The sequence below is a fragment of the Streptomyces sp. NPDC050617 genome (assembly GCF_040654795.1).
In the GTDB taxonomy this organism is placed as follows: Bacteria; Actinomycetota; Actinomycetes; order Streptomycetales; family Streptomycetaceae; genus Streptomyces.
Window position 1 is genome coordinate 1 of sequence record NZ_JBFAIS010000046.1, and the last position, 23,410, is coordinate 23,410.

Consider the following 23,410-nt stretch of genomic DNA (forward strand, 5'->3'; position numbering starts at 1 on the left):
CCTGGCAGCCGGCATCTGGCACAACTGGACCACCAACGCCAAGACCAAACGATCCCTGATCGCCTACGACCACTGAGAACATCGGACTCACTCATTTAGGGGCTGTGCGGGGCCGATGCGGGGCGATGCGGGGCGGCACGGGGCGGTCGCTGTGCCGGGTCAGGGAATGATGGCGTACTCGGTGAAGTGGCCGCAGGCGGTGAAACCGAGGCGGCGGTAGACGGGTTCCCCATCGGCGGACGCCTGAAGCACCGCCGTCTCGTAACCCGCGTCGCGCGCGGTGTGCAGGGTGGCCAGGGTGATGGCGCCGCCATAACCGCGGCGGCGGTCGGCGGCGAGCGTGGCGATGTTGTAGATCCCGGCGACGCCCGCGTGCAGGAAGACCTCGGCCGAGCAGACGGGACGGCCGTCGACGTAGCCGACCAGATAGCGGGCGGGGCTGTCGGCGCTGAGCGCCGGCCCGGCGGCGTCGGCGAAGAACCGGCGCACCGTGGCGGCGGGCGGGTTCCAGTTCGCGGCCAGCACCGCGGCGTAGTCGGCGAGCTGCTCCGCGGTGGTCACCGGGCGGATCTCCAGGCCGTCGACGTGCGCCGAGGGGAGCGGATCACGCAGGTCCTTCCACATGCCTGTCTCGGTCTCGGACGCCTCCAGGCCCGCGGCCTCCAAATGCTCGGCGAGATCGCCCGGTGTGGAGGCGGGGCCCACCCACCAGGAGAAGGGGCGGCCGGTGGCGGCCAGGGTCCGGGCCGTCTCGGCGGCGCGGGCCGTGGCGGTGTCCGGGGCGAAGCGGGCCGCCGCGACGATGTTGAACGTGTCGTCGGCGAGACCGCTGTCGGCGATCAGCAGGTCGCCGGTCTCGGTGACGGACGCGTCTTTCAGGTTGCGGTGCAGGTGGCAGGCGTGCTCGGCGAGATTCTGCTCCATCGCGAGCGGAAGGTCGGATGCATTGATCGACGGGAGGTCCATGGGTTGCATGGTGGTCCATCCCAGCACGCCGGCCGGGGTACTCGCAGGTGCTTTTCCCGTGGACGTGAACGGGCCGTCCGGGAGCCCGGGAGCCCAGGAGCCGTTCGCTGGAGACGGATGATCATGCTGTCGGCGCGGGCTCCCCCCGTTCCGGGGGCAGGCGGCGCGGCGGAGTCAGCCACTCCGCGGGGCCTCGCGGCCGACGTCCCACGGAGGTCACGGCGTGAGTGAATAGGGGTCATGCTCATCGACTTCACGCACGACCACGACGGTGAACGGCTCAGCGGTGTGCATGGGGGCGGCGGCGATTCCGCCGTCACCGCCGGCACCGCCGTGATGCTGCATGGCGCGGGGGCCGGCAGTACGGAGCGGCTGCTGCCGCTGGTGGAGGAGTTCGTGGCCCAAGGCTGCCGAGGGATCGCCTTCAATTTCTCCGGGCACGGCGAAAGCACGGGAAAACTCGGCGAGTTGAGCCTGCGGAGACGGTTCGAGCAGGCCGTCGCGGTGATCGACGCGTACGCGGAGGCGGACGGGCCGCTGGTCCTGGTGGGGTTCAGCATGAGCGGCCAGACGGTGGCCGACCTCGTCCGGCACTACGGGAACCGGGTGGTGGCGCTGGGGCTGTGCGCGCCCGCCGTGTACGCGTCCGAAGCGTGGGACGTGCCCTTCGGGAACGGGAACGGCCGGTTCAGCACGATCATCCGGCAGCCCGACAGCTGGCGGGAAGCGCCCGCGCTGCACGTACTGCGGTCGTACGAGGGCCGGGCCGTGCTCGCCGTGCCCGGCACCGACGCGGTGATCCCGCCTGCGGTGACCGAGTCCGTACAGGAAGCGCTGTCCGCCCGCGCCCAGTACACCCGCTTCGAGCTCCCGGACGCGTCGCACCAGCTGGGGAGGTGGCTCCGCACCCACGCCGACGACCGGCGGGACTTCGTGACGGCGGTACTGACCGGCCTCGACGCCGACGACCGCGCCGGGGCGGTCCCGCGTACGACGGAGGCCACTCCTACGGCAGCGGTCTCGCGTACGACGGCGGGCCCGTAGGGCGTGAGGAAGCGCGGTTCGCTCCGGGTGAGCTGGAGCATCGTCTGCTTTGCGCTCTTCACGCTCGGTCAGGACCTGGAGAGACCAAATCAAGCCGGGGAGGCTGGCTTGTCGGTGCTCGGACCTAGTATGCGTAGCATGAAGCACGTCAACGAGGATCTGCATGGTGCGGAGTTCCGCGAGTGCGATCTGACCAGGGCACGCCTGATCGGCGTCGTCATGCAGGATGCCGTGATCGACGGGCTCATCACCAACCTCGTGGTGAACGGTGTCGAGGTCACCGAGTACGTCGAGGCAGAGCTCGACCGGCGTCATCCGGTGCGGGTGCTGATCCGCTCCGAGGACCCGGCCGATCTGCGCGAGGCAGCGCGTCAGCTGCATGCCGACTGGGCCGCCACGATCGAGCGAATCCGCCGTACGCCCGGCATCGAGCGCCGCAGCGTGAACGAGGAGTGGTCGGCGGTGCAGACGATGCGCCACCTGGTCTTCGTCCACGACTCGTGGTTCCGCCGCTGCTGCCTGGGCTCGACGGAGCTATTCACGCCGATGGGCATCGGGACGACCGTCGAGCCCTACCGTGGAGCGCACGGGCTTGACCTCTCGCTCGATCCGGCCCTCGACGAGATCGTGAGCGTGCGTGACGCACAGGCCGCCGAGCTCGAGGCCTGGCTCGACGAGGTCACCGCTGTGCAGCTCGCAGCGCGAGCGCCGGTGCCCGACGACGATGTCTGGCCGCCGTACGCCCGGGGCCGCTTGGTGCGGCAGTGCCTCGGCACGGTGCTCACCGAGACCTTCGAGCACCACGGCTTCTGCGTCCGCGACCTCAACCTCATCGAGGCACAGGACGCTGAGTAGGCCGGTGACGGGCGGGGCGAGGGTCTCGGTCACAGCAGTTCTCCTTCGGGTGGTGCGGTCAGGCGGCGAGCCGGTGGATGACCGGTGCCGTTTCCTGCTGGCCGACGTCGTCGGCGCGGAGGTCGTCCTCGATCTGCTGGAGGGTCAGGGAGGCGATGCCGACCGCAGCGCGAACACGGTCCAGGCGGGTGCGGGCCATCGCGGCCGCCGTCACAGCGCGGTGCCGGCGGCGGCCAGCGCGAGCAGGGCGAGGGCGGCGAGGCTGAGGTCGACCGCCCGGCGGAGGTGGCGGTACTTGCGGGCCGCGAGCACGGACAGGACCCGGATGCGAGCGACGCGGGTCTCGGCCTGCATGCAGGCGCGGATCTAGCCCGTCTGCGTGTCCGTCGCCGCTACTACCGGCCGAGGCCGAGGCGCTCGACCGGCTGGCGTAGGACAGTCTTCAGCCGCTCCGGGGCGGTCCTGCGCGGATCGCTGAGGTAGACCTCGTGATGTACGCCCGTCGCCCGCAGCCCGTTGGCGGCGAGGTACGCGTGGTGGAGCTCGTACAGCACGGGTGCCTCGTTGTCGTAGGAGCCGACGTGCAGCACCTGGGCGCTGAGCCCTTCGTGGAGGGCGACGCGCCGGAGCCGGGAGATCGTGGGGAGTCTCTTCTTCGCCAGAGCGGTCTGCCTGGCGTCCTCGACCATCTCCTCCGTGATCCAGGCGGGCATGCTGATGAGCATGGTCCAGCTCCAGGTGTCCTTGGCCCTGCTGGTGAACGCCTCGGGGCTGTCCGCCCACCACAGCCCTTCCAGCGGAGCGACGACGAAGTCGCCGCCGGGCGCCGAGCGCTTGGCAGCGAACTTGAGGGTGTACGCGACCGCGTACAGCGCCTCCACCGCCCGCGCGTAGGCGGGCGCGGTGTTGGGGTCCCCGGTGCCGTCGACGCCGATGAACTGCTGCTCGGGCACGTCCACGACGGCCCACGCCGTGTTCTTGGGCGCGTAGAGCTCTCGCAGCTCCCGTTTGACGTCATACGGTGCCATGGGTTTCCTCTCGTCCTTCCGCCATGGTCCCGGATGCCTGGGGTTCTGGGGTTATCGGCCTGTAGGGCTGTAGGGGGCGGAGTCCGCGCGGTTCGGGGCTGGTGTCGCAGGCGGGTACTGGTGCTGCCGCGTGGGGCGGCATTGGGGGTGGGTTGGGTGCGGGTTTCGTCTCGGACCCTGCGGGTCCAGGGCGCTGGCAGCGGCGGGGGAGGGGGTGGCCTGGGGTCGGTTTGCTGGGTGCGGGTGGGTTTGTAGTTGGGGTGAGGGAGGCTCGCTGCGCATAGCGCTGGCCGCTGCCGCGAGGTGGTTGTGGTGGGGGCGTCGGGTGCGGGGGCGGGGGTGGCGCGGGCCTGTGATTCACGGGATCAGCGGTGGTGGGGTGGGGGTTGGTTGGCTATCTGGCGGCCGGTGTGGGGTTGGGGTCACGGATGGCTGCCGCGTGGGGCGGCATTGGGGGTGGGTTGGGTGCGGGTTTCGTCTCGGACCCTGCGGGTCCAGAGCGCCAGCAGCGGCAGGGGAGGGGGTGGCCTGGGGTCGGTTTGCTGGGTGCGGGTGGGTTCGTGGCTGGGGTCAGGGAGGCTCGCTGCGCTTTGCGCTGGCCGCTGCCGCGAGGTGGTTGTGGTGGGGGCTTCGGGGCGGGGGCGGGAGTGGCCTCGGGCCTGTGATTCACGGGATCAGCGCTGGTGGGGCGGGTGTTGGTTGGCTACCTGGCGGTCGGTGTGGGTTGGTGTCGCAGGCGGCTGCCGCGTGGGGCGGCATTGTGCTCGGTCGGGTGCGGCTCTCGTCTCGGACCCTGCGGGTCCAGAGCGCCAGCAGCGGCAGAGGAGGGGGCGGGCCGGGCTCGGTTCACTGCCTGCGGGTGGGTTCGCGGCTGGGGTTAGAGAGGCTCGCTGCGCATAGCGCTGGCCGCTGCCGCGAAGTGGTTGTGGTGGGGCTTCGGGTGCGGGTGGTTGCGGGCTTGCGGCCCGAGGATTCAAGGACGGCGGGGAGGGCCCCTGGGGCCGGTTCGTTGCATGTCGAGTGGTTGGCGGCCGGGGTGAGGACGGTCCCGCTGCCGTGATGTGGCGTTGGCGGGCCGTTACTTACAGGTAGGGTGGAGTTACCGCCCGACAAAAGCGCCATACCGGACCAGGAATCGGGCGGTAAGTGCACTCTGTTGAACGCCGAGCCTGGCATGTCGGGCATACCAGGCGCGGTGGCCGTCGGCGTGGCGTTCCCCCAGCCGTTGGCCCCTCTCTTGCGGGCGACAACTGCACCCCAACGGAACCCGCCACCCAGGCGTAGCGCAGCGCGCCCCACTCCTGGGCTCAGCCCCCAACTCCGCCTCACTTCAGCCGCTGTGGGCCGCAGGCCCGAGACGCGCCCGCACCCGAAGCACCCGCAGTAACCACTTCGCGGCAGCTGCCAGCGGCGGAGCGCAGCGGAGCCCGTTCTGACCCCAGCCGCGAGCCCGCCCGTCAGGCAGAGAGCCGACCCCAGGCCACCCCCTCCCCTGCCGCTGCCAGCGCCTTGGACCCGCAGGGTCCGAGACGAAATCCGCGCCCAACCACGCACAATGCCGCCCCACGCGGCAGCCGCGCCCGTGCCCTAACCCCACACCGGGCAGCACGTAGCGAACCAGCCCCGCTCCACCGCCGCTGATCCCGTGGATCACAGGCCCGAGCCACCTCGCCCCCGCGCTCGACGACCCCACCGCAACCGCTTCGCGGCAGCGGCCAGCGCTATGCGCAGCGAGCCTCCCTGACCCCAGCCGCGAACCCACCCGCAGGTAGCGAACCGAGCCCAGGCCGCCCCCTCCCCTGCCGCTGCTGGCGCTCTGGACCCGCAGGGTCCGAGACGAGAGCCGCAGCCGACCGGGCGCAATGCCGCCCCACGCGGCAGCCGCCTGCGACACCAACCCACACCGGCCGCCAGGTAGCCAACCAACCTCCACCCCGTCACCGCTGATCCCGTGAATCACAGGCCCGCGCCCTCCCGCGCCCCCGCACTCACCAACTCACCACGACCACTTCGCGGCAGCGGCCAGCGCTATGCGCAGCGAGCCTCTCTAACCTCAGCCCCGAACACGGCGGCAGGCAGTGAACCGTGACCGGCCGCCCCCCTTCCCTGCCGCTGCTGGCGCTTTGGGCCCGTAGGGTCCGAGACGAAAGCCGCACTCGGCCGGGCGCAATGCCGCCCCACGCAACAACAGCCGTTGCGGAGCGCAGCGGAGCCTTCTTGTGGGGATGGCCTCCGTGTGACCGAGGCAGGGACGGGCTGTTCTGTCCCCCCCCCGGATGACGGCACCTCATGGTCCTGGTGCCGGAGTTCCTGATCGCCGGCCTGTCAGGGCGGGGCCCCGCCGAGCCTCCGCCCCGACGGTGGCGGGAACTGCGCGGTCACATGGGCTCGGGATCGGCCCCGTTCCTGCGCGTTCCGTCGCCGTTGCGGTCGTCGTTCTCCGCGTCGTCCGGTTCTTCGGGTACGGGCAACCGCGCGCCCCGGCTGTCCGCGACGCGTAGCGCGTCATGTAGGGACTCGGACAACCTCGTGCCGAGAAAGCGAAGTTCGATGGCGGAAGTGCGCTCGTTCCTGAGCATGTCCCTTGCAAAAGACAGGAGTTGGACTCCGGTGGAGAGCTGTTCGGCCTCCAATCTGTCGGCGAGACGCGATACGCGCCCGGTGCCGCTGCTCGACTTGAGGTAGCAGGGATTTCCCCGCTCGTCCGACCACGGGAGCAGCCGCAGGGTGTCGTTCATCGCGCGACCGCCAGGGCGCTGCGCGCGCTGTTCGGGTACGGGGGTGGGGGCGTAGGCGAGGTGAAGGGATGGGCGATACCGTGGTGCATGTCGTCAACTCCGTGTGATTGATGGCCATGCCCCCGGACCGTTGCAGCGGTCGCGGGGGTCTCTCGCGTATGACATGTCGAATACTGCGAGATTCCGCCCCGGGTATCGAAGCGGTGTGGTAACACCTTTACTGAAAGCGCGCGTTGGGCGCACGCTCGGCACGTCACCAAATGGGCTGCGTGGACACCGAGTTAATGCGAAGAAAGGTTCGACTCATGGAGTTGAACGACGAAAATGGCAAGCTCAGTCCGCGAGTCCGACTGGGGCGGCGGCTACGGCGACTGCGGGAGCGCAAAGGGCTGTCGCTGAGGCAACTGTCCGACGAGGTGGGCGGGTACTCTCACAGCTACCTCGGCCGTGTCGAGCTGGGGGAACAGCTCCCCTCGGAAGCTCTAGTGAACGCGCTGGACAACTACTTCGACACGGACGGAGTACTGGCCGACCTGTTGGAATTGGCGCATGACGCCCTGGTTCCCGACTACAGTCGGAAGGTGCTGGATCGGGAACCGGAAGCCGAACGAATTCAGGTCTTCACCAGCAACCTCGTGCCCGCGCTTTTGCAGACCCGCGAATATATGCGGGAAGTGTTCTGCAAGTTCTACCTGAGGGATCTCGACGATCAGATCGAAGAACGTGTGGAAGCTCGTATGCTGCGGCAGCGAATCCTCAAAAGGGATGAGCCGCCGTACTACTGGGGGATCATGGATGAGGCCGCACTCAAGCGGCCAATTGGTGGTGCAAGGTGCATGGCCGAGCAACTCAAGCATTTGACGCAGATCGCCGCCCAGCGTCACATCACGGTACAGGTGCTGCCATTCGCCGCAGGCGCGTACCCTCTGTCGGGCGGGAGCCTCACCTTGCACACGCTGCCGAATGGCGGAACCTGCACCGCGATTGAGAGTTTCGACTCCGGTGAATCGGCAGAGGCACCGAAGAGGGTACTGGAGCTGGTGCGAAGGTTTGACTTTGTGCGCTCAGTGGCCCTCACTGATGAGAAGTCCCTCGACCTGATCCGCCGTTACCTGAAGGAGTACGAAGGTGCAGAAGATTCCTGATGCATCGGCCTTGGCTGCTTGGCGCAAGTCAAGCTACAGCGAGAGCAATGCAGGCGGTTGCGTCGAGGTGTCGGACGGTTACCCCGCCGGCGTCCCCGTCCGGGACTCCAAGGACCCCCACGGCCCGGCGATCATTTTCGAAGCGGCCGCCTGGTCGACCTTCGTAGCCGCCGTCAAGGGCGAGGGTGGTGACTTCTCCGTCTGAGCGTGGCCGGGCCCCGTACCGACTCCACATCGGTACGGGGCCCAGTCGCGTCAGGAAGCGCAGCGCATCGTCACACCGGACGCAGCCACACCGTGGCCAGCGGTGGCAGGACTGGCAGGATGCTTGTGCGGTGGCCGTGGGAGGCCACGGACTCCGCCTTCATGGGGTCCGGGTTCGTCACGCCGCTGCCGCCGTACCGGGCGGCATCGGTGTTGAGGACCTCGTGCCAGACGGTGAACCCGTTCGGTACGCCGAGCCGGTACTCGTACCGGACCACCGGGGAGAAGTTGGAGACGGCCAGCAGCGGGTCGCCGGAGGCGTCATGGCGGAGGAAGGCGAAGACGTTGTCCTCGCTGGCCTCGCCGTCGATCCAGGCGAAGCCCTCCGGGTCCGTGTCGCGCTGCCATAGGGCGGCCGTGGCCGCGTAGGTGCGGTTGAGGTCGCGGACGAGGTCGCGTACGCCCCGGTGGTCCGGTTCGGCGGAGTACGAGGGGTCGAGCAGCCACCAGTCGGGACCGTGGCCCTCGGACCACTCCGCGCCCTGTGCGAACTCCTGCCCCATGAAAAGCAGTTGCTTGCCGGGGTGGGCCCACATGAAGCCCAAATACGCGCGGTGGTTTGCTCGTTGCTGCCACCAGTCGCCCGGCATCTTGGAGACCAGGGAGCGCTTCCCGTGGACGACCTCGTCGTGGGAGATCGGCAGGACGTAGTTCTCGCTGTACGCGTAGACCATCGAGAACGTCATCTCGTGGTGGTGGTACTTGCGGTGCACCGGCTCCTTGGTCATGTACTCCAGCGAGTCGTGCATCCACCCCATGTTCCACTTCAGGCCGAAGCCCAGGCCGCCGAAGCCGCTGGGGCCCACATGGTGGGTGGCGCGGGTGACGCCGTCCCAGGCGGTGGATTCCTCGGCGATGGTGACGACGCCGGGGCAGCGGCGGTAGACGGTCGCGTTCATCTCCTGGAGGAACGCGACGGCGTCCAGGTTCTCCCGCCCCCCATCGGCGTTGGGGGACCACTCGCCGGGCTCGCGCGAGTAGTCGAGGTAGAGCATCGAGGCGACGGCGTCCACGCGCAGCCCGTCGATGTGGAACTCCTCGCACCAGTACACCGCGTTGGCGACCAGGAAGTTGCGGACCTCCTTGCGGCCGTAGTCGAACTCCAGGGTTCCCCAGTCGGGGTGCGCGGCCCGCGCCGGGTCCTCGTGCTCGTACAGCGTGCGGCCGTCGAACTCGGCAAGTGCCCAGGAGTCCTTGGGGAAGTGCGCCGGCACCCAGTCCACGAGGACGCCGATGCCGGCCCGGTGCAGGGCGTCCACCAGGAACTTGAAGTCGTCGGGGGTGCCGAGGCGAGCCGTCGGCGCGTAGAACCCCGTGACCTGGTAGCCCCACGAACCGCCGAAGGGGTGTTCCGCCACCGGCATCAGCTCTACGTGCGTGAAGCCCAAGTCCGCTACGTACGCCGGGAGTTGTTCGGCGAGCTGGCGGTACGTCAGGCCCGGTCGCCAGGACGGGAGGTGGAGCTCGTACACGGAGAACGGGTTCGCGTGCACAGGGTGGTTCGCGCGGTGGATCAGCCACGCCTCGTCGCGCCATGTGTGGTGCGAGGTGTGCACGATGGACGCGTTGGCGGGCGGGACCTCCGTCCGGCGGGCCATCGGGTCCGCGCGCAGCGTGCGCGAACCGTCCGGGCGCGTGATCTCGAACTTGTACAGCGCGCCCTCGCCGACGCCCGGCAGGAACAGTTCCCAGACGCCGGTGCCGCCGAGCGAGCGCATGGGGGTGGCGGTGCCGTCCCAGTAGGTGAAGTCGCCGACGACGCGTGCGCCGAGGGCGTTCGGGGCCCACACGGTGAACCGCGTGCCGATGACGCCCTGCCACGTCATGGGCTGCGCGCCGAGCGCCCGCCACAGCTCCTCGTGGCGGCCCTCGCCCAGCAGATGCAGATCGAGCTCCCCGAGCGCGGGCAGGAAGTGGTACGGGTCGTGGACCTCGATCTCGTTGTCCTCGTACGTGACCAGGAGGCGGTAGTCGGGGATGTCGCGCAGCGGCAGCAGCCCCGCGAACAGCCCGTCGCCCTCGGGGATCAGGTCTGCCCGCAGGCCCCTCGCGGTGACGGCCACCTTGCGCGCGTACGGGCGCAGGACCCGGAAGGCGACGCCGCCGCGCACGGGGTGTGCGCCGAGCAGCGCGTGCGGATCGTGGTGCGAGCCGTCCAGCAGCCGCCGGCGCTCGTCGGGATCGAGCGGGGGAGCGGTACGCACGCCACGGCCGTTGCCGGGGGAGGGGGATGCGGGGGATGCGGGGGATGCGGGGGATGCGGGGGGCTCGGCCACCGCCGCAGCCGGGGCGGCATCGGGTTTCGGTCCGTGCTTCTCATCAGCCTCCTCCGCGCGCGGGGCGCGCGGCGTCGGCGGCGCGGCGTACGAGGAACGGCGCGGCCGCTCCGGCGGGGCGCTCGGCTTCGGGCCCGGTACGTCCCCCGGCTGGGCGCTCTGTACCGGTGCCGGTGCGTCCTTCGCCGGTGCGCTCGGGCCCCGTACCGGTACGCCCTCGGGCCCGCCGCTCTCGACTTCCGGCAGCGGTACGTCCTCGACCGGCGCGCGCGTACGGCCGGGGAGCGGCGGCAGGCCGCCCGGCTCGGGGGCGGGCGGGGTCTCCACACCCGGAGCACCCGGAGCACCGGGAGCACCCGGAGCCCCCGGAGCGTCAGGAGCCCCCGGAGCAGCCGGAGCGGTCCGCCCCCGGCGCGTGGCGGCCGGGAGGAACGTGGCAGGCACCGCCGGAGGCGCTGGCGGGCCGGGGCGGTCGTCCGCGTGGGGCGGGCGGTTGGTCGGCGGACGTGCGGTCACGGTCTGGTCCTCCTCAAGGCCCCGGCACCGCGGCCGGGGGACGGATCGGTGCTGCGTCGTCGTGCGTCCCGTACGAGTTCCCGACTCCCCCGGCCCAAGCCCGAAACCGTCCCCGAGCCCGAAGCCGTCCCGAAACCCGAAGCCGTCCCCGAGCCCGAAGCCGCCCCCGAGCCCGAAGCCGTCCCCGAGCCCGAAACCGCCCACCGGCTCGTACGACCGGGCCCCCGCCCCAGTGGCCCCGTCCAGCCCACCCGCCCCACCCGCAGCGCCCAGCCCACCCAGTCCCTCACCGCCCATCCCCACCAGGCAGGTCGCCCCCGTGCGCCCCCGCCGCCAGGCGGCGGATCGCGGACATGGGGACCGGGAGCCAGTCGGGGCGGTGGCGGGCCTCGTACAGGACTTCGTAGACGGCCTTGTCGGTGACGTAGGCGCGCAGGAGGGCGGGGTCTTCGCGGGGGTCGGCGCCGGTGACGGCGGCGTAGCCGTCGCAGTACGCGGTACGGGCGCGGTCCGACCAGGCGCTGGTGGCGGCGTGGCCGACGGCCGCCGCGTAGTCGAAGGAGCGGAGCATGCCCGCGAGGTCGCGGGCGACGGGCTGCGGGCGGCGGCGCTCCGTGAGGGGGCGGGCGGGCTCGCCCTCGAAGTCGATGAGGGACCAGCGGCTGTCGGCGGCGGTGCGCAGCGTCTGGCCGAGGTGCAGGTCGCCGTGGATGCGCTGGGCGGTCCAGGTGCGGCCGGCGCGGCCGAGGGCGGCCAGGGACTCGTACGCGGTGTGCAGCGCGGGGCCGTACGGGCGCAGCGCGGGCACGGCGGCGGCGGTCGCCTCCAGCCGCTCGGTCATCGAGACGGCGAGGTGTTCGAGCTGGGGGCGGCGCAGTGTGACGGTGGGGAGCGCGTCGGCGAGCGCGAGGTGCACCTCGGCGGTGGCGTGGCCGAGGGCGCGGGCGGAGGCGGAGAAGTCGGCGCGCAGCGCGAGGGAGTTGAGGGCGAGCTGCCAGCCGTCGGCGGAGGAGGCGAGGAAGTGCTGGAGGACGCCGAGCGTCATCGACTCCCCGCCCGGCTCCGGCGGCAGCGCCTCGTACCAGGCGACCGGCGCCGGCACCCGCGGGCATTTGGCGCGGGCCAGGGCGAGGGGCAGTTCGAGGTCCGGGTTGGCGCCGGGGCAGACGCGCCGGAAGAGCTTGAAGATGTACGTTTCGCCGTACACCACCGAGGTGTTGGACTGCTCGGCCGTCACCAGGCGCGGCGGCAGGTCCGGGTCGATGACGACGTCCGGCGCGTGCGTGAAGCGCAGCGGCCCGAGCCGCCCCGGCGCGCGCAGCCGCTCCAGCAGCACGGTCGAGAGGCGCGGGTCGGCGAGCGCCTCGTACACGGTCAGGCCGCGCAGCGGCCCCTCCGCCGGGCGGCCGATGAGCGCGGGCGCGAGATGCGGCGGGAGCGTCTGGCGGACGCCGAGGAGCAGCTGGTAGCAGTCGGCGGCGTCGGCGGGCTCCGGCTGCCGCTGTGGACCGGACTGCTGGGCCCGTACGAGCAGGTGGAGCAGGCCGGGCGAGGTGCCGCGCGGCGGGCTGGGCAGCAGCTCGGTCACGGCGACGGGGGTGAAGCCCGCGATGGGGCGGCCCTTGCCCGCGAACCAGCGCTGGCGGGGCAGCCACTCGGCGAGCATCGGCACGAGCGAGGCGAGCACCCCGGCGTCCCCCGCGGCGGTGTGGCCCTGTCGTCCGACAGCCGCGGCGGCAGCCGCCGCGGCGCTCCCGCTGTTCGCTTTGGCACGGGCCGAGAAACCTTCCGGCATGGCGTCGCGTCCTTTCCCCGGGCACACGACAGTTAGGGCGAAGTGTCCCGGATTGCGGCAGAGACTGTGCGGCGGTGCGGGACGTGTCGGACGAGGATCGTCCATACGGTCAGCCCGTACGGCCGGGTCGAACAGTCGAGAGTGCGTCCGGTCCGTACGGCCGGCGGGGCGGACGCGATCCGGGAAGCCCGGCCCGTGCGGCAAGCGGTAATAGGGAGACTGCCCAGGGGCGGGTGGTGAAAACGCCCGTGCGCGCTGGGGTGCGCGCGCGGGCGCGGGTCCGCTCGGCAGCCGTCGGGCGGCTTGGTGTACGGCCTGTGGGCGGCACGGTGGACGGTCGGTGGACAGGGGGCGGCTCAGCGGAGGCCGGGCGGTTCGCCGTGGCGCAGCCGGAACCAGTAGAAGCCGTGGCCCGCGAGGGTCAGCAGATACGGCAGCTCGCCGATGGCCGGGAAGCGGACGCCGCCGATCAGCTCGACCGGATGGCGGCCGTTGAAGGCTTGCAGATCCAGCTCGGTGGGTTGCGCGAACCGGGAGAAGTTGTTCACGCACAGGACGAGGTCGTCCCCGTGCTCGCGGAGGAAGGCGAGCACGGCGGGGTTGGAGGAGGGCAGCTCGGTGTACGAGCCGAGCCCGAAGGCCCGGTTCTGCTTGCGGATCTCGATCATCCGGCGGGTCCAGTGCAGCAGCGACGCGGGGCTGGACATCGACGCCTCCACGTTGGTGACCTGGTAGCCGTAGACCGGATCCATGATCGTCGGGAGGAAGAGCCGGCCGGGGTCGCAGGAGGAGAACCCGGCGTTCCGGTCCGGGGTCCACTGCATCGGCGTGCGCACCGCGTCCCGGTCGCCGAGCCAGATGTTGTCGCCCATGCCGATCTCGTCGCCGTAGTAGAGGATCGGCGAGCCGGGCAGCGAGAGCAGCAGGGCCGTGAACAGCTCGATCTGATTGCGGTCGTTGTCGAGGAGCGGGGCGAGCCGCCGCCTGATGCCGATATTGGCGCGCATTCGCGGGTCCTTGGCATACTCCGCGTACATATAGTCGCGCTCTTCGTCCGTGACCATTTCCAGCGTCAGCTCGTCGTGATTGCGCAGGAAGATGCCCCACTGGCAGCGGGCCGGAATCGCCGGGGTCTTGGCGAGGATCTCGGAGACCGGATAGCGGGACTCGCGCCGCACGGCCATGAAGATGCGCGGCATGACGGGGAAGTGGAACGCCATATGGCACTCGTCGCCTCCCTGGTGGAAGTCGCCGAAGTAGTCGACGACGTCCTCGGGCCACTGATTGGCCTCGGCCAGGAGCACGGTGTCCGGGTAATGGGCGTCGATCTCGGCCCGTACCCGCTTGAGGAAGTCATGCGAACGGGGGAGGTTCTCGCAGTTGGTGCCCTCCTCCGCGTACAGATACGGGACCGCGTCCAGCCGGAATCCGTCGATGCCCAGGTCCAGCCAGAAGCGCAGGGCGGCCAGTACCTCCTCCTGGACGTCGGGGTTCTCGTAGTTGAGGTCGGGCTGGTGCGAGAAGAAGCGGTGCCAGTAGTACTGCTTGCGCACCGGGTCGAAGGTCCAGTTGGAGGACTCCGTGTCGACGAAGATGATCCGCGCGTCCTGATACTGCTTGTCGTCGTCTGCCCAGACGTAGTAGTCGCCGTACGGCCCCTCGGGATCGGTGCGCGACTGCTGGAACCACTCGTGCTGATCGCTGGTGTGGTTCATGACGAAATCGATGATCACGCGCATGCCGCGCTGGTGGGCGGCGTCCACGAATTCGACGAAGTCGGCGAGGTCGCCGAATTCCGGCAGCACCGCCGTATAGCAGGAGACGTCATAGCCGCCGTCGCGCAGCGGCGACTGGAAGAAGGGCGGCAGCCACAGGCAGTCGACGCCCAGCCATTGCAGGTAGTCGAGCTTCGCGGTGATGCCCTTGAGGTCGCCGACGCCGTCGCCGTTGCTGTCCTGGAAGGAGCGGACGAGCACCTCGTAGAAGACGGCGCGCTTGAACCAGTCGGGGTCCCGGTCCTTCGCCGGCGTGTCCTCGAACGTGTCCGGCACGGGTTCGTTGACGATCATTTTGTGGGTGACCCTCCGATCGGTGAGGACGGTCGCAGCGAGAACACGTGCGCGGGCGCCGGGTCGCGACCCGGCTCCAGGCGCACATAGTTGTCCCTGCCCCAGTGGTAGGTCTCACCGGTGAGCTCGTCGCGCACCGGGACGGACTCATGCCAGTCGAGGCCGAGTTCCGGCATGTCCAACGAGACCGTCGCCTCCTGGGTGTGGTGGGGGTCGAGGTTGACGACCGTAAGGACGCATGAGGCGCCGGACCGCTTGGAATAGGCGATGACGGCGTCGTTGTCGGCGCGGTGGAAACGGAGGTTGCGCAGGTGCCGCAGGGCCGGATGGCGGCGGCGGAGCCGGTTGAGCGTGGTGATCAGCGGTGCGATGGAGCGTCCGGCGCGCTCGGCCGCCGCCCAGTCCCGAGGCCGCAGCTGATACTTCTCGGAGTCCAGATACTCCTCGCTGCCGGCCCGTACGGCAGTGTTTTCGCACAGCTCGAATCCCGCGTAGACACCCCAAGCGGGGGAGAGGGTCGCGGCGAGCACGGCCCGCGCCTCGAACGCGGGACGGCCGCCCTGCTGGAGATACGCGTGCAGGATGTCCGGGGTGTTGACGAAGAGGTTCGGCCGCATGTAGGCGGCGCTCTCCCCGGCCAGTTCCGTCAGATAGTCGGTGATCTCCTGCTTGCCATTGCGCCAGGTGAAGTAGGTGTACGACTGCTGGAACCCAAAAGCGGCGAGCGTGCGCATCACGGCCGGCCGGGTGAACGCCTCGGCGAGGAAGATGACATCCGGATCGGTGCGGTTGATGTCCCCGATGACCTTCTCCCAGAAGGCGACCGGCTTGGTGTGCGGATTGTCGACGCGGAAGATCCGCACCCCGCGCGCCATCCAGAACCGCAAAAGCCGGCGGGTCTCGCGGACGATGCCCGTCCAGTCCTCGTCGAACGCGACGGGGTAGATGTCCTGGTACTTCTTCGGCGGATTCTCGGCATAGGCGATGGTGCCGTCGGCGCGGTGGCGGAACCACTCGGGGTGCTTCTCCACCCAGGGGTGGTCCGGGGAGCACTGCAGCGCGAAGTCGAGGGCGACCTCCAGGCGCAGTTCGCGGGCGCGCGCGACGAAGTGCTCGAAGTCCTCCAGGGTGCCGAGATCGGGGTGGACCGCGTCGTGCCCGCCGTCGGCGGAGCCGATCGCCCAGGGGCTGCCCACGTCGTACGGGCCTGCGCTCAGCGCATTGTTGGGGCCCTTGCGGTAGGCGGTTCCGATGGGGTGGATGGGCGGCAGGTAGACGACGTCGAAGCCCATCGCGGCCACGGCGGGCAGTCGCCGGGCTGCCGAGAGAAACGTTCCGCTGCGCGGGGGCTCGCCCTCCCGCACCACCGCGCCCTCCGAACGCGGGAACAGCTCGTACCAGGACCCGAACAGCGCCCGCTCCCGCTCGACGAGCAGCGGCAACGGCCTTGAGGCGGTGAGCAGTTCGCGCAGCGGATAGCGGGTCAGCGGCGCGCGGGCCGCGGGGGCGAGGGCCGCGGCGAGCCGGTCGGCAGCCGACCGCGACACGTCGCGCAGCGCGTCGACCGCCGCCAGCACCGCCTCCCGCCCCTCCCGCTTGGGCACCCCGGCGGCGGCCCGCTCGTACAGCTGGGCCCCCTCCTCCAGGACCAGCGCGCAGTCGATCCCGGCGGGGACCTTGATGCCCGCGGCGTGCCGCCAGGTGGCCAGCGGATCGCTCCACGCCTCCACCGTGTACGTCCAGCGGCCCTCCGCCCGCGGGGTGACCTCGGCGCCCCAGCGGTCCGTACCCGGAGCCAGCTCGCGCATCGGCGTCCACGGGCCGCACCGGCCGGCCGGGTCGCGCAGCACCACATTGGCGCCGACCGCGTCATGGCCCTCCCGGAAGACCGTGGCGCTGATCTGGAATTCCTCCCCGACCACCGCCTTCGCCGGGCGGCGTCCGGAGTCGATCAGCGGGCTGATGTCCAGGACGGGGATACGACCGATCATGGGCTCACCTGGAGGTCGGGCTGGTTCGGGGTCTGTTCTTTCTATCGGCTCCACGGGCGCGGGGCGGGCTGTGGGCATGACGGCTCCTGTCCGCGTTCACTCGGTGGGCGGAAGAGGGATGGGCCATGGGGGGCGGCTTGCGGGTGCGCGCAGGTACGTACCGAGTGAGCCTTCCCGCGCATCCCAGTCGGGCATTCTCGGAATGCGGCGACTGCGGGAGCGCGATTTCCCCTGTATCCCGCGGCGAGGGCGCGAGAAGGCCCCGCCTTCAGGGGCGGGGCCTTCTCGGTCGTGCCGCGGATTCAACGGGTTCAACGAATTCACGGTCAGGATCCGACGCGCAGGAGTTTGTCGGATGTCAGCGGTCCGGCTCCGCCGACTCTGCCCGGCGTGGACGCCCGTACCAGTGCGTCGCCCACCTCCGCCGGGCGCGCCGACGGATGATCGGCCAGATAGAGCGCGGCGGCGCCCGCGGCGTGCGGCGCGGCCATCGAGGTGCCCGACAGCGTGGCGCTCGCCGTGTCGCTCGTGTGCCCCGCCGAGACGATGGCGGCGCCGGGCGCGAACAGGTCCACCGCGGGGCCCCAGTTGGAGAACCGCGCCCTGCGGTCGCCGGCGTCCGTGGCGCCGACGGTGATCGCCTCCTCGACCCGCGCGGGCGAGGAGAGGTCGGCGGGCGCGCCGTTGTTGCCCGCGGCGATGGTGTAGGTCACCCCGGACGCGATGGAGTTCCTTACGGCCGCGTCGAGTTGAGGGTTGGCGAAGCCGCCGATGCTGAGGTTGGCGACGGCCGGCTTCCTCGCGTGCGCCGTCACCCAGTCGATGCCCGCTATGGCCTGGGCGGTGGTGCCCGTCCCCCGCGCGTCCAGCACCCGCACGCCGACCACCTCGGCCCGCTTCGCCACGCCGTACCGCGTGCCCGCGACGGTGGCGGCCACGTGGGTGCCGTGGCCGTTGGCGTCCTCGGCGACGGCGTCGTTCCCGACGAAGTCCCAGCCGCTGACGGCCCGGCCGCCGAAGTCCCGGTGGGTGGTGCGGATACCGGTGTCGAGGACGTAGACGGTGGTGCCCCGCCCCGCGCTCGCGGGCGCGGTGTACGAACCGTCGAGGGGGCGGTCCGCCTGGTCGATGCGGTCGAGACCCCAGGAGGGCGGGGCCGGTTGGCGGGCTTGGTCCGGGGCACGGGAGGACTGGTTCGGCTGGTCGGTTTGGTCCGGGCCCCGGGCAGGCGTGTTCGGCTGGTGGGCGCGGTTCGTGGGTCGGGAGCGGTTCGAGGTACGGGAGCCGAGGTCCGGTTCGTCGTGCTTCAGCGTCACCTCGGTGTCCTGTGTGACGGAGGCGACCACCGGGTCGGCCGCGAGCCGCCGCGCGCGGTCCGCGTCGGCCCGTATCGCGTAGCCGTTCAGCGCCGTGCCATAGGTGTGCCGGATCCGCGCCCCGTACGACCGTACGAGCTTCCGCCCCGCCCCGGACGATGCCGCGACGCCGCCCGCGCCGGTCTTCAGCGTGACGATGTAGCTGCTGTTCACGGCGGCGGGCGAGCCGGCGGCGAGGACGCGGCCCGACGGCGGTGCGGCGTACGCCGGGAGCGCGACCGCGGTGAGGACGGCCGCCGTGGCGCAGGCGGTCAGCGCCTCGCCCAGTCGGCGGCGGCTGGTGCGCGACAAGGCCATGCCCTGAGCCTCCTTCTCCACTGCTGCGCTACTCGGCACGTGTCTCACACCTTCCCGTGGGCCACGGACCGGTACAAGGCCGCTCATGGGGGTGGAATCGGCCAAATCGCCCGGGTGGGCGGTGGGCGGCGGGGCCGGGGATCCGTCCGTCGTGCGTGGTCGCGGGGCATAGACCGGCGTGGCCTGCCGGTGTCCGTTGCCACCTGCTGCCGGCTGTCGTGGGGTTGTCCGGGACCCGCGGCCGGTTGTCGGGACCCGTGGCCCCTCCCGCCGCTAACGTCGAAGCGTGAAGGCCATTCGTCGATTCAGCGTGCGCCCCGTCCTTCCCGAGCCCCTACGACCGCTCAGCGAACTGGCGCGCAATCTGCGCTGGTCCTGGCATTCCGAGACCCGTGACCTCTTCCACGCCGTCGCCCCCGAGGGCCACCGCGCCGCCGACTGCGACCCGCTGCGGCTGCTGGGCGCCGTGTCCGCGGGGCGGCTGGCGCAGCTGGCCGGGGACCGGCGGTTCCTGCGCCGGCTCACGGCCGCCGCCGACGATCTGCACGACTACCTGGGCGGCCGGCGCTGGTACCAGGAGCAGAGCGACGACCTGCCGGCCGCCGTCGCCTATTTCTCGCCCGAGTTCGGCGTGACCGGGGCCCTGCCGCAGTACAGCGGCGGCCTCGGCATCCTCGCCGGGGACCACCTCAAATCCGCCAGCGACCTCGGCGTCCCGCTCATCGGCGTCGGGCTCCTCTACCGCCACGGCTACTTCCGCCAGTCCCTCTCCCGCGAGGGCTGGCAGCAGGAGCACTACCCGCTGCTCGACCCCCACGAGCTGCCGCTCGCCCTGCTCCGCGAGGCCGATGGCTGCCCCGTCCACGTCGCACTCGCCCTGCCCGGCGGGCGCTCGCTGCGCGCGTACGTCTGGCAGGCCCAGGTCGGCCGGGTGCCGCTGCTGCTCCTCGACTCGGACGTGGAGGAGAACGACCCGCGCGAACGCGACGTCACCGACCGGCTGTACGGCGGCGGCAGCGAGCACCGGCTGCTCCAGGAGATGCTGCTGGGCGTCGGCGGGGTGCGGGCGGTACGCGCGTACTGCCGGCTCACCGGCCACCCGGGTCCCGAGGTGTTCCACACCAACGAGGGGCACGCGGGCTTCCTCGGACTGGAGCGTATCCACGAACTCGCCGCCGACGGGCTGGAGTTCGCGCCCGCGCTGGAGTCCGTACGGGCGGGTACGGTCTTCACGACGCACACGCCCGTACCGGCCGGCATCGACCGCTTCGACCGGGAACTGGTGGCCCGGCACTTCGGCACGGGCGCCGAACTCCCGGACATCGACATCGAACGCGTCCTCGCGCTCGGCCTGGAGACCTACCCCGGCGGCGACCCGAACTGCTTCAACATGGCCGTCATGGGGCTGCGCCTCGCCCAGCGCGCCAACGGCGTCTCCACGCTGCACGGCGAGGTGAGCCGGCGGATGTTCGCGGGGCTGTGGCCGGGCTTCGACGCGGCGGAGGTGCCGATCACGTCCGTGACCAACGGGGTGCACGCCCCCACCTGGGTCGCGCCGGAGGTCTTCCGGCTCGGCGCCCGGCAGATCGGCGCGGGGCGCACCGAGGACGCGCTGGCGGTGGGCGGCTCCGAGCGCTGGGACGCCGTCGCCGAGATCCCCGACGGCGAGATCTGGGAGCTGCGCCGCTCGCTGCGCGAACAGCTCGTGACGGAGGCGCGGGAACGCCTCGCCGCGTCCTGGCGGGAACGCGGCGCGGGCGCGGCCGAACTCGGCTGGATCGACGGGGTGCTGGACCCGGACGTGCTCACCATCGGCTTCGCGCGCCGCGTCCCCTCGTACAAGCGGCTGACCCTGATGCTCCGCGACCGCGACCGGCTGATGGAACTGCTGCTCCACCCGGAGCGGCCCATCCAGATCGTCGTCGCGGGCAAGGCCCACCCGGCGGACGACGGCGGCAAGCGGCTCGTACAGGAACTGGTGCGCTTCGCCGACGACCCGCGCGTACGGCACCGCATCGTCTTCCTGCCGGACTACGGCATGACGATGGCTCAGAAGCTGTACCCCGGCTGCGACATCTGGCTCAACAACCCCCTCCGCCCGCTGGAGGCGTGCGGCACCAGCGGAATGAAGGCGGCGCTCAACGGCTGCCTCAACCTGTCCGTCCTGGACGGCTGGTGGGACGAGTGGTACGAGCCCGACTTCGGCTGGTCCATCCCCACGGCGGACGGCGCGGCCGTGGACCACGACCGCCGGGACGACCTGGAGGCGGCGGCCCTGTACGACCTGCTGGAGGAGCGGATCGCGCCGCGCTTCTACGAGCGGGGCGCGGGCGGCCTGCCGGAGCGGTGGATCGACATGGTCCGCCGGACGCTGGTCACCCTGGGCCCGAAGGTGCTCGCGGGACGCATGGTGCGGGAGTACGTACAGCAGCTCTACGCCCCCGCGGCCCGCGCCCACCGCTCCCTGGACCCGGCCGCCGCGCGCGAACTGGCGGACTGGAAGGCGCGGGTGCGCGACGCGTGGGCGGGCGTGGCCGTCGACCACGTGGAGACGTCGGCGACGACTCCTCCGGCGGCGGCCGGCGGCGTCAACGGCACGGCCGAACTCGGCTCGACGCTCGCCCTGCGGGTCCGCGTCGCCCTCGGCGGCCTCGACCCCGCGGACGTGGAGGTCCAGGCGGTGGCTGGCCGCGTCGACGAGTCCGACCGCATCACCGACCCCACCACCGTCCCCCTCAAACCCACCGCCGGCCCCGACCTCGACGCCGGCTGGCTCTACGAGGGCCCCTTGACCCTCAGCCGCACGGGCCCCTACGGCTACACGGTCCGCATCCTCCCCGCCCACCGGCTGCTGGCGAGCCCGGCGGAACTGGGCTTGGTGGCCGTGCCGACGGAGACGAGGGGGGAGGCGGCGGGGGTGCTGATGAGGTGAGGGGGACGGGTGGGAGTACGGGCGTGCGGGCGTACTGGCATAGGGGCGTACGGATGGGGCGGACGTACGGGCGCGGGCCTGCGGTTGTCGGGGCTCGGGTGCAGGAGGCGCGGGTTCAGGCGCGCGGGGGGCGTCCGTAGCGGCGGCGGTAGGCGGCGGTGCCCTGCCGCCGCTCGGCCCGGTTGTGCGGAACGAGAGCGGCGGCCTCCGCGGCCCGCGCCGCTTCCTCCGCCTCGTGGGCGCGCACCCGCCGCTCGTAGTCGATCCGGGCTCCGATCTCGGCCGGAGTGAACCGCACGAACGACGCGGCAGCCACCTCCCCGATCCCGAACGCCACCACCGCCGGCACCACCGGCGCGGCCACCACCAGCACCCACCGACTGTTCAGCGCCCCGCTCCCGCGCCCGCCCCGGCGCCGCGCCGCCCACGCCTCCTTCGGCGTCGGCGGCGCCCCGGCGGGCTTGCGCCGATACCGCACGAAGCCGAACACGAGCCCGCCGACGGCGAGAACGCCCTCCACGATGTCGAGCCCCCGGCGAAACGACGCCGAGAACTCGAAGGCCGAGACGAACCCCTCGTAGAAGGCCCCCGCGACAGCGGCCACAAAGGCCATGAGCACCAGGTGAAACCCGCCGAGAGCCACACGCCGCAGCCAATAGCCGACGCCCCGGTCGACCCACGTCGTGCCCCAGAGGGGGACGGACTCGGGTTCCACCGCACCGTGCGGGACGACTGGCATCGCTGTGCTCATCTCGGTTATCGGAAAGGGTCGCGGGACGGGTCTCAGAAAAGGCTCGATACGCCGTGCCACAATTTCTTGCCCTTGTCCCCTACCCAGTGGGCGCTGCCGCTCACCATGTCCTTTCCGGCATCCCACGCCTGGACTTCCGAATGGCCGATTCCGTAGAGCGTTCCGGCGAACACCCCATGGTCATGGATGTCCTCGCTCCAATGCTCGTGGAAGAGTTTGTCGGCGAACGTGCTCACGCCCACGACGACCGCGCCGCCGACCGCCGCCGTCGCCACGACGGCGTCCGCCGGCAGTGAGGCCGTGGCCAGGGCGGCCGCGCCCACCCCGGCGCCGAGCCCGACCAGCCCGCCGCCCACGTCGACCAGCGCCGAGTGCTTCCAGGACCAGCCCTTGTCGTGGTCCTGCTTGGCTTCGAGCCCGCCCACCGCCACGGTGGCGGCCACGTCGATGACCGGGATCTCCTTCAGGAAGTCCGGTGCGCCCTTGACGAGCCTGCTGCCTTCGAGCGCGTCCGCGAGCTTGTAGCTCAGCTGCCGGTCATAGGGCAGATGGGCGCTGCCGTTCTCGGCCCGCGCCAACGACCGCTCCAGGGAGTCCAGCCGATCGGAGGCCGCCCGCCATTCCCCGTGCAATTTGAATGCCTTGGGGAGGTTCTTCTCCGCTGTCTTGAACTTGGCTTCTTCGCCCTCAAGCGCTTTCAGCGCCGCGTCGTGCTCGCGCTGAGCTTCGGGAAGGTCCTTGGCGGCGTCCAGGTGGAGCTGCCGTTCGCCGTCGGTCTTCGCGGTCCAGAGGCCACGGAGATAGTCGGCTACGACGATCTTGTCGCCTTTCGCCATCGGCTCGTCGGGGTCGATCGACGCGTACAGCTTGTCGAGTCGCTTCGCCGCGTCGATCCTGGCGCGCTGCGCCTCGTGCATCAGCTTCTTGTAGAGCGTGGCGTAGTCGTCGAGATCGCCCATCGCCGTCTTTTCCTCGGCGGACGGCGGGTTGTTCGTCATGAGACTTCCGGGCACGCCCTTGGGGCCTACGGGCACGCCCTTGCGTGCGGCCACATCGGCCGCGTTCTGGAGCGCCGAGTTGGCGGTCGAAAGGGCCGTCGCCAGATCGGCGAGAGTCTCTCCCACCGCTTCCACCAGATCGGCGAATCCACCGGCGGTTATCGCGTCCACACTCCATCGGGCACGGAACGACTTGGCCGCGTCGCCTTTCCAGCCGGCGTCGTGGACCAGCCCCTCGACGCCCCTGCTCAACGGCTTGACGACACCGTTCAGCTCCTTCTTCGCGCCTTTGAGGGCGGTACCCATCGCCGTCAGACCGCTGATGTCCCCGCCGACCCATGATTCGCTCATGTCCTGAATACCATTCCG

Annotated in this window: 17 protein-coding genes; 5 read left to right on the forward strand and 12 right to left on the reverse strand. The window is 71.2% G+C overall.

Annotation, left to right across the window (positions count from 1 at the left end; genetic code table 11):
* Positions 1-159: 159 nt before the first annotated feature.
* Positions 160-924 carry a GNAT family N-acetyltransferase gene (locus AB0I49_RS36215; protein ID WP_363231511.1) on the reverse strand — a complete coding sequence of 255 codons (765 nt, stop codon included), beginning with the start codon at positions 922-924 and terminating at the stop codon, positions 160-162.
* Positions 925-1,206: 282 nt separating this feature from the next.
* On the opposite strand from AB0I49_RS36215, the gene AB0I49_RS36220 reads away from it, so the two are divergent.
* On the forward strand, positions 1,207-2,010 hold the full coding sequence (locus AB0I49_RS36220; RefSeq protein WP_363231475.1) for an alpha/beta fold hydrolase: 804 nt from the start codon (positions 1,207-1,209) through the stop codon (positions 2,008-2,010).
* A 138-nt stretch (positions 2,011-2,148) separates the two neighbouring features.
* Entirely contained in the window at positions 2,149-2,865 is a 717-nt protein-coding gene (locus AB0I49_RS36225; RefSeq protein WP_363231476.1) for a DinB family protein, read from the forward strand.
* Between the two features lie 58 nt (positions 2,866-2,923).
* Here AB0I49_RS36225 and AB0I49_RS36230 read toward each other — a convergent pair whose 3' ends face one another.
* The 4 genes from AB0I49_RS36230 to AB0I49_RS36245 form a co-directional block, all read right to left on the reverse strand.
* Entirely contained in the window at positions 2,924-3,064 is a 141-nt protein-coding gene (locus AB0I49_RS36230; RefSeq protein WP_363231477.1) for a hypothetical protein, read from the reverse strand.
* A gap of 11 nt (positions 3,065-3,075) precedes the next feature.
* The gene (locus tag AB0I49_RS36235) at positions 3,076-3,219 is read right to left on the reverse strand and encodes a hypothetical protein (RefSeq protein WP_363231478.1); all 144 of its coding nucleotides are present in this window, start codon (positions 3,217-3,219) and stop codon (positions 3,076-3,078) included.
* Positions 3,220-3,260: 41 nt separating this feature from the next.
* The gene (locus AB0I49_RS36240; RefSeq protein ID WP_363231479.1) at positions 3,261-3,893 is read right to left on the reverse strand and encodes a GyrI-like domain-containing protein; all 633 of its coding nucleotides are present in this window, start codon (positions 3,891-3,893) and stop codon (positions 3,261-3,263) included.
* 2,378 nt (positions 3,894-6,271) lie between these two features.
* Positions 6,272-6,631: a hypothetical protein gene (locus tag AB0I49_RS36245; protein ID WP_363231480.1), complete on the reverse strand. Its 360-nt coding sequence runs from the start codon at positions 6,629-6,631 to the stop codon at positions 6,272-6,274.
* Positions 6,632-6,936: 305 nt separating this feature from the next.
* On the opposite strand from AB0I49_RS36245, the gene AB0I49_RS36250 reads away from it, so the two are divergent.
* A complete protein-coding gene (locus AB0I49_RS36250) occupies positions 6,937-7,776 on the forward strand; it encodes a DUF5753 domain-containing protein (protein WP_363231481.1) in 840 nt (279 codons plus the stop codon).
* Positions 7,760-7,981, forward strand: coding sequence for a DUF397 domain-containing protein (locus AB0I49_RS36255; RefSeq protein ID WP_363231482.1), 222 nt, complete (start codon positions 7,760-7,762; stop codon positions 7,979-7,981). The genes AB0I49_RS36250 and AB0I49_RS36255 overlap by 17 nt, the downstream gene beginning before the upstream one ends.
* Before the next feature lie 70 nt (positions 7,982-8,051).
* Here AB0I49_RS36255 and glgB read toward each other — a convergent pair whose 3' ends face one another.
* The 5 genes from glgB to AB0I49_RS36280 form a co-directional block, all read right to left on the reverse strand.
* Complete coding sequence (gene glgB, locus AB0I49_RS36260) at positions 8,052-10,244, reverse strand: 1,4-alpha-glucan branching enzyme (protein ID WP_363231512.1); 2,193 nt, start codon at positions 10,242-10,244, stop codon at positions 8,052-8,054.
* A gap of 874 nt (positions 10,245-11,118) precedes the next feature.
* The gene (locus AB0I49_RS36265; RefSeq protein WP_363231483.1) at positions 11,119-12,627 is read right to left on the reverse strand and encodes a maltokinase; all 1,509 of its coding nucleotides are present in this window, start codon (positions 12,625-12,627) and stop codon (positions 11,119-11,121) included.
* 356 nt (positions 12,628-12,983) lie between these two features.
* On the reverse strand, positions 12,984-14,696 hold the full coding sequence (gene treS / locus AB0I49_RS36270; RefSeq protein ID WP_363231484.1) for a maltose alpha-D-glucosyltransferase: 1,713 nt from the start codon (positions 14,694-14,696) through the stop codon (positions 12,984-12,986).
* The gene (locus tag AB0I49_RS36275) at positions 14,693-16,687 is read right to left on the reverse strand and encodes an alpha-1,4-glucan--maltose-1-phosphate maltosyltransferase (protein ID WP_363231485.1); all 1,995 of its coding nucleotides are present in this window, start codon (positions 16,685-16,687) and stop codon (positions 14,693-14,695) included. Before AB0I49_RS36275 ends, treS begins: the two co-directional genes overlap by 4 nt.
* A 326-nt stretch (positions 16,688-17,013) precedes the next feature.
* On the reverse strand, positions 17,014-18,360 hold the full coding sequence (locus AB0I49_RS36280; protein WP_363231486.1) for a S8 family peptidase: 1,347 nt from the start codon (positions 18,358-18,360) through the stop codon (positions 17,014-17,016).
* Between the two features lie 286 nt (positions 18,361-18,646).
* On the opposite strand from AB0I49_RS36280, the gene glgP reads away from it, so the two are divergent.
* Complete coding sequence (gene glgP / locus AB0I49_RS36285) at positions 18,647-21,292, forward strand: alpha-glucan family phosphorylase (RefSeq protein WP_363231487.1); 2,646 nt, start codon at positions 18,647-18,649, stop codon at positions 21,290-21,292.
* A 115-nt stretch (positions 21,293-21,407) separates the two neighbouring features.
* Here glgP and AB0I49_RS36290 read toward each other — a convergent pair whose 3' ends face one another.
* Both AB0I49_RS36290 and AB0I49_RS36295 read right to left on the reverse strand, forming a co-directional pair.
* Complete coding sequence (locus AB0I49_RS36290) at positions 21,408-22,043, reverse strand: hypothetical protein (protein WP_363231488.1); 636 nt, start codon at positions 22,041-22,043, stop codon at positions 21,408-21,410.
* Positions 22,044-22,075: 32 nt separating this feature from the next.
* Complete coding sequence (locus AB0I49_RS36295; RefSeq protein WP_363231489.1) at positions 22,076-23,392, reverse strand: hypothetical protein; 1,317 nt, start codon at positions 23,390-23,392, stop codon at positions 22,076-22,078.
* Positions 23,393-23,410 lie beyond the last annotated feature (18 nt).

Excerpts from the sequence above, each read along its gene's own strand:
- AB0I49_RS36215 (WP_363231511.1), bottom strand. The coding sequence starts at position 924 with ATGGAGCAGAATCTCGCCGAGCACGCCTGCCACCTGCACCGCAACCTG.
- AB0I49_RS36220 (WP_363231475.1), top strand. The coding sequence starts at position 1,207 with ATGCTCATCGACTTCACGCACGACCACGACGGTGAACGGCTCAGCGGT.
- AB0I49_RS36225 (WP_363231476.1), top strand. The coding sequence starts at position 2,149 with ATGAAGCACGTCAACGAGGATCTGCATGGTGCGGAGTTCCGCGAGTGC.
- AB0I49_RS36230 (WP_363231477.1), bottom strand. The coding sequence starts at position 3,064 with ATGGCCCGCACCCGCCTGGACCGTGTTCGCGCTGCGGTCGGCATCGCC.
- AB0I49_RS36235 (WP_363231478.1), bottom strand. The coding sequence starts at position 3,219 with ATGCAGGCCGAGACCCGCGTCGCTCGCATCCGGGTCCTGTCCGTGCTC.
- AB0I49_RS36240 (WP_363231479.1), bottom strand. The coding sequence starts at position 3,893 with ATGGCACCGTATGACGTCAAACGGGAGCTGCGAGAGCTCTACGCGCCC.
- AB0I49_RS36245 (WP_363231480.1), bottom strand. The coding sequence starts at position 6,631 with ATGAACGACACCCTGCGGCTGCTCCCGTGGTCGGACGAGCGGGGAAAT.
- AB0I49_RS36250 (WP_363231481.1), top strand. The coding sequence starts at position 6,937 with ATGGAGTTGAACGACGAAAATGGCAAGCTCAGTCCGCGAGTCCGACTG.
- AB0I49_RS36265 (WP_363231483.1), bottom strand. The coding sequence starts at position 12,627 with ATGCCGGAAGGTTTCTCGGCCCGTGCCAAAGCGAACAGCGGGAGCGCC.
- treS (WP_363231484.1), bottom strand. The coding sequence starts at position 14,696 with ATGATCGTCAACGAACCCGTGCCGGACACGTTCGAGGACACGCCGGCG.
- AB0I49_RS36275 (WP_363231485.1), bottom strand. The coding sequence starts at position 16,687 with ATGATCGGTCGTATCCCCGTCCTGGACATCAGCCCGCTGATCGACTCC.
- AB0I49_RS36280 (WP_363231486.1), bottom strand. The coding sequence starts at position 18,360 with ATGGCCTTGTCGCGCACCAGCCGCCGCCGACTGGGCGAGGCGCTGACC.
- AB0I49_RS36290 (WP_363231488.1), bottom strand. The coding sequence starts at position 22,043 with ATGAGCACAGCGATGCCAGTCGTCCCGCACGGTGCGGTGGAACCCGAG.
- AB0I49_RS36295 (WP_363231489.1), bottom strand. The coding sequence starts at position 23,392 with ATGAGCGAATCATGGGTCGGCGGGGACATCAGCGGTCTGACGGCGATG.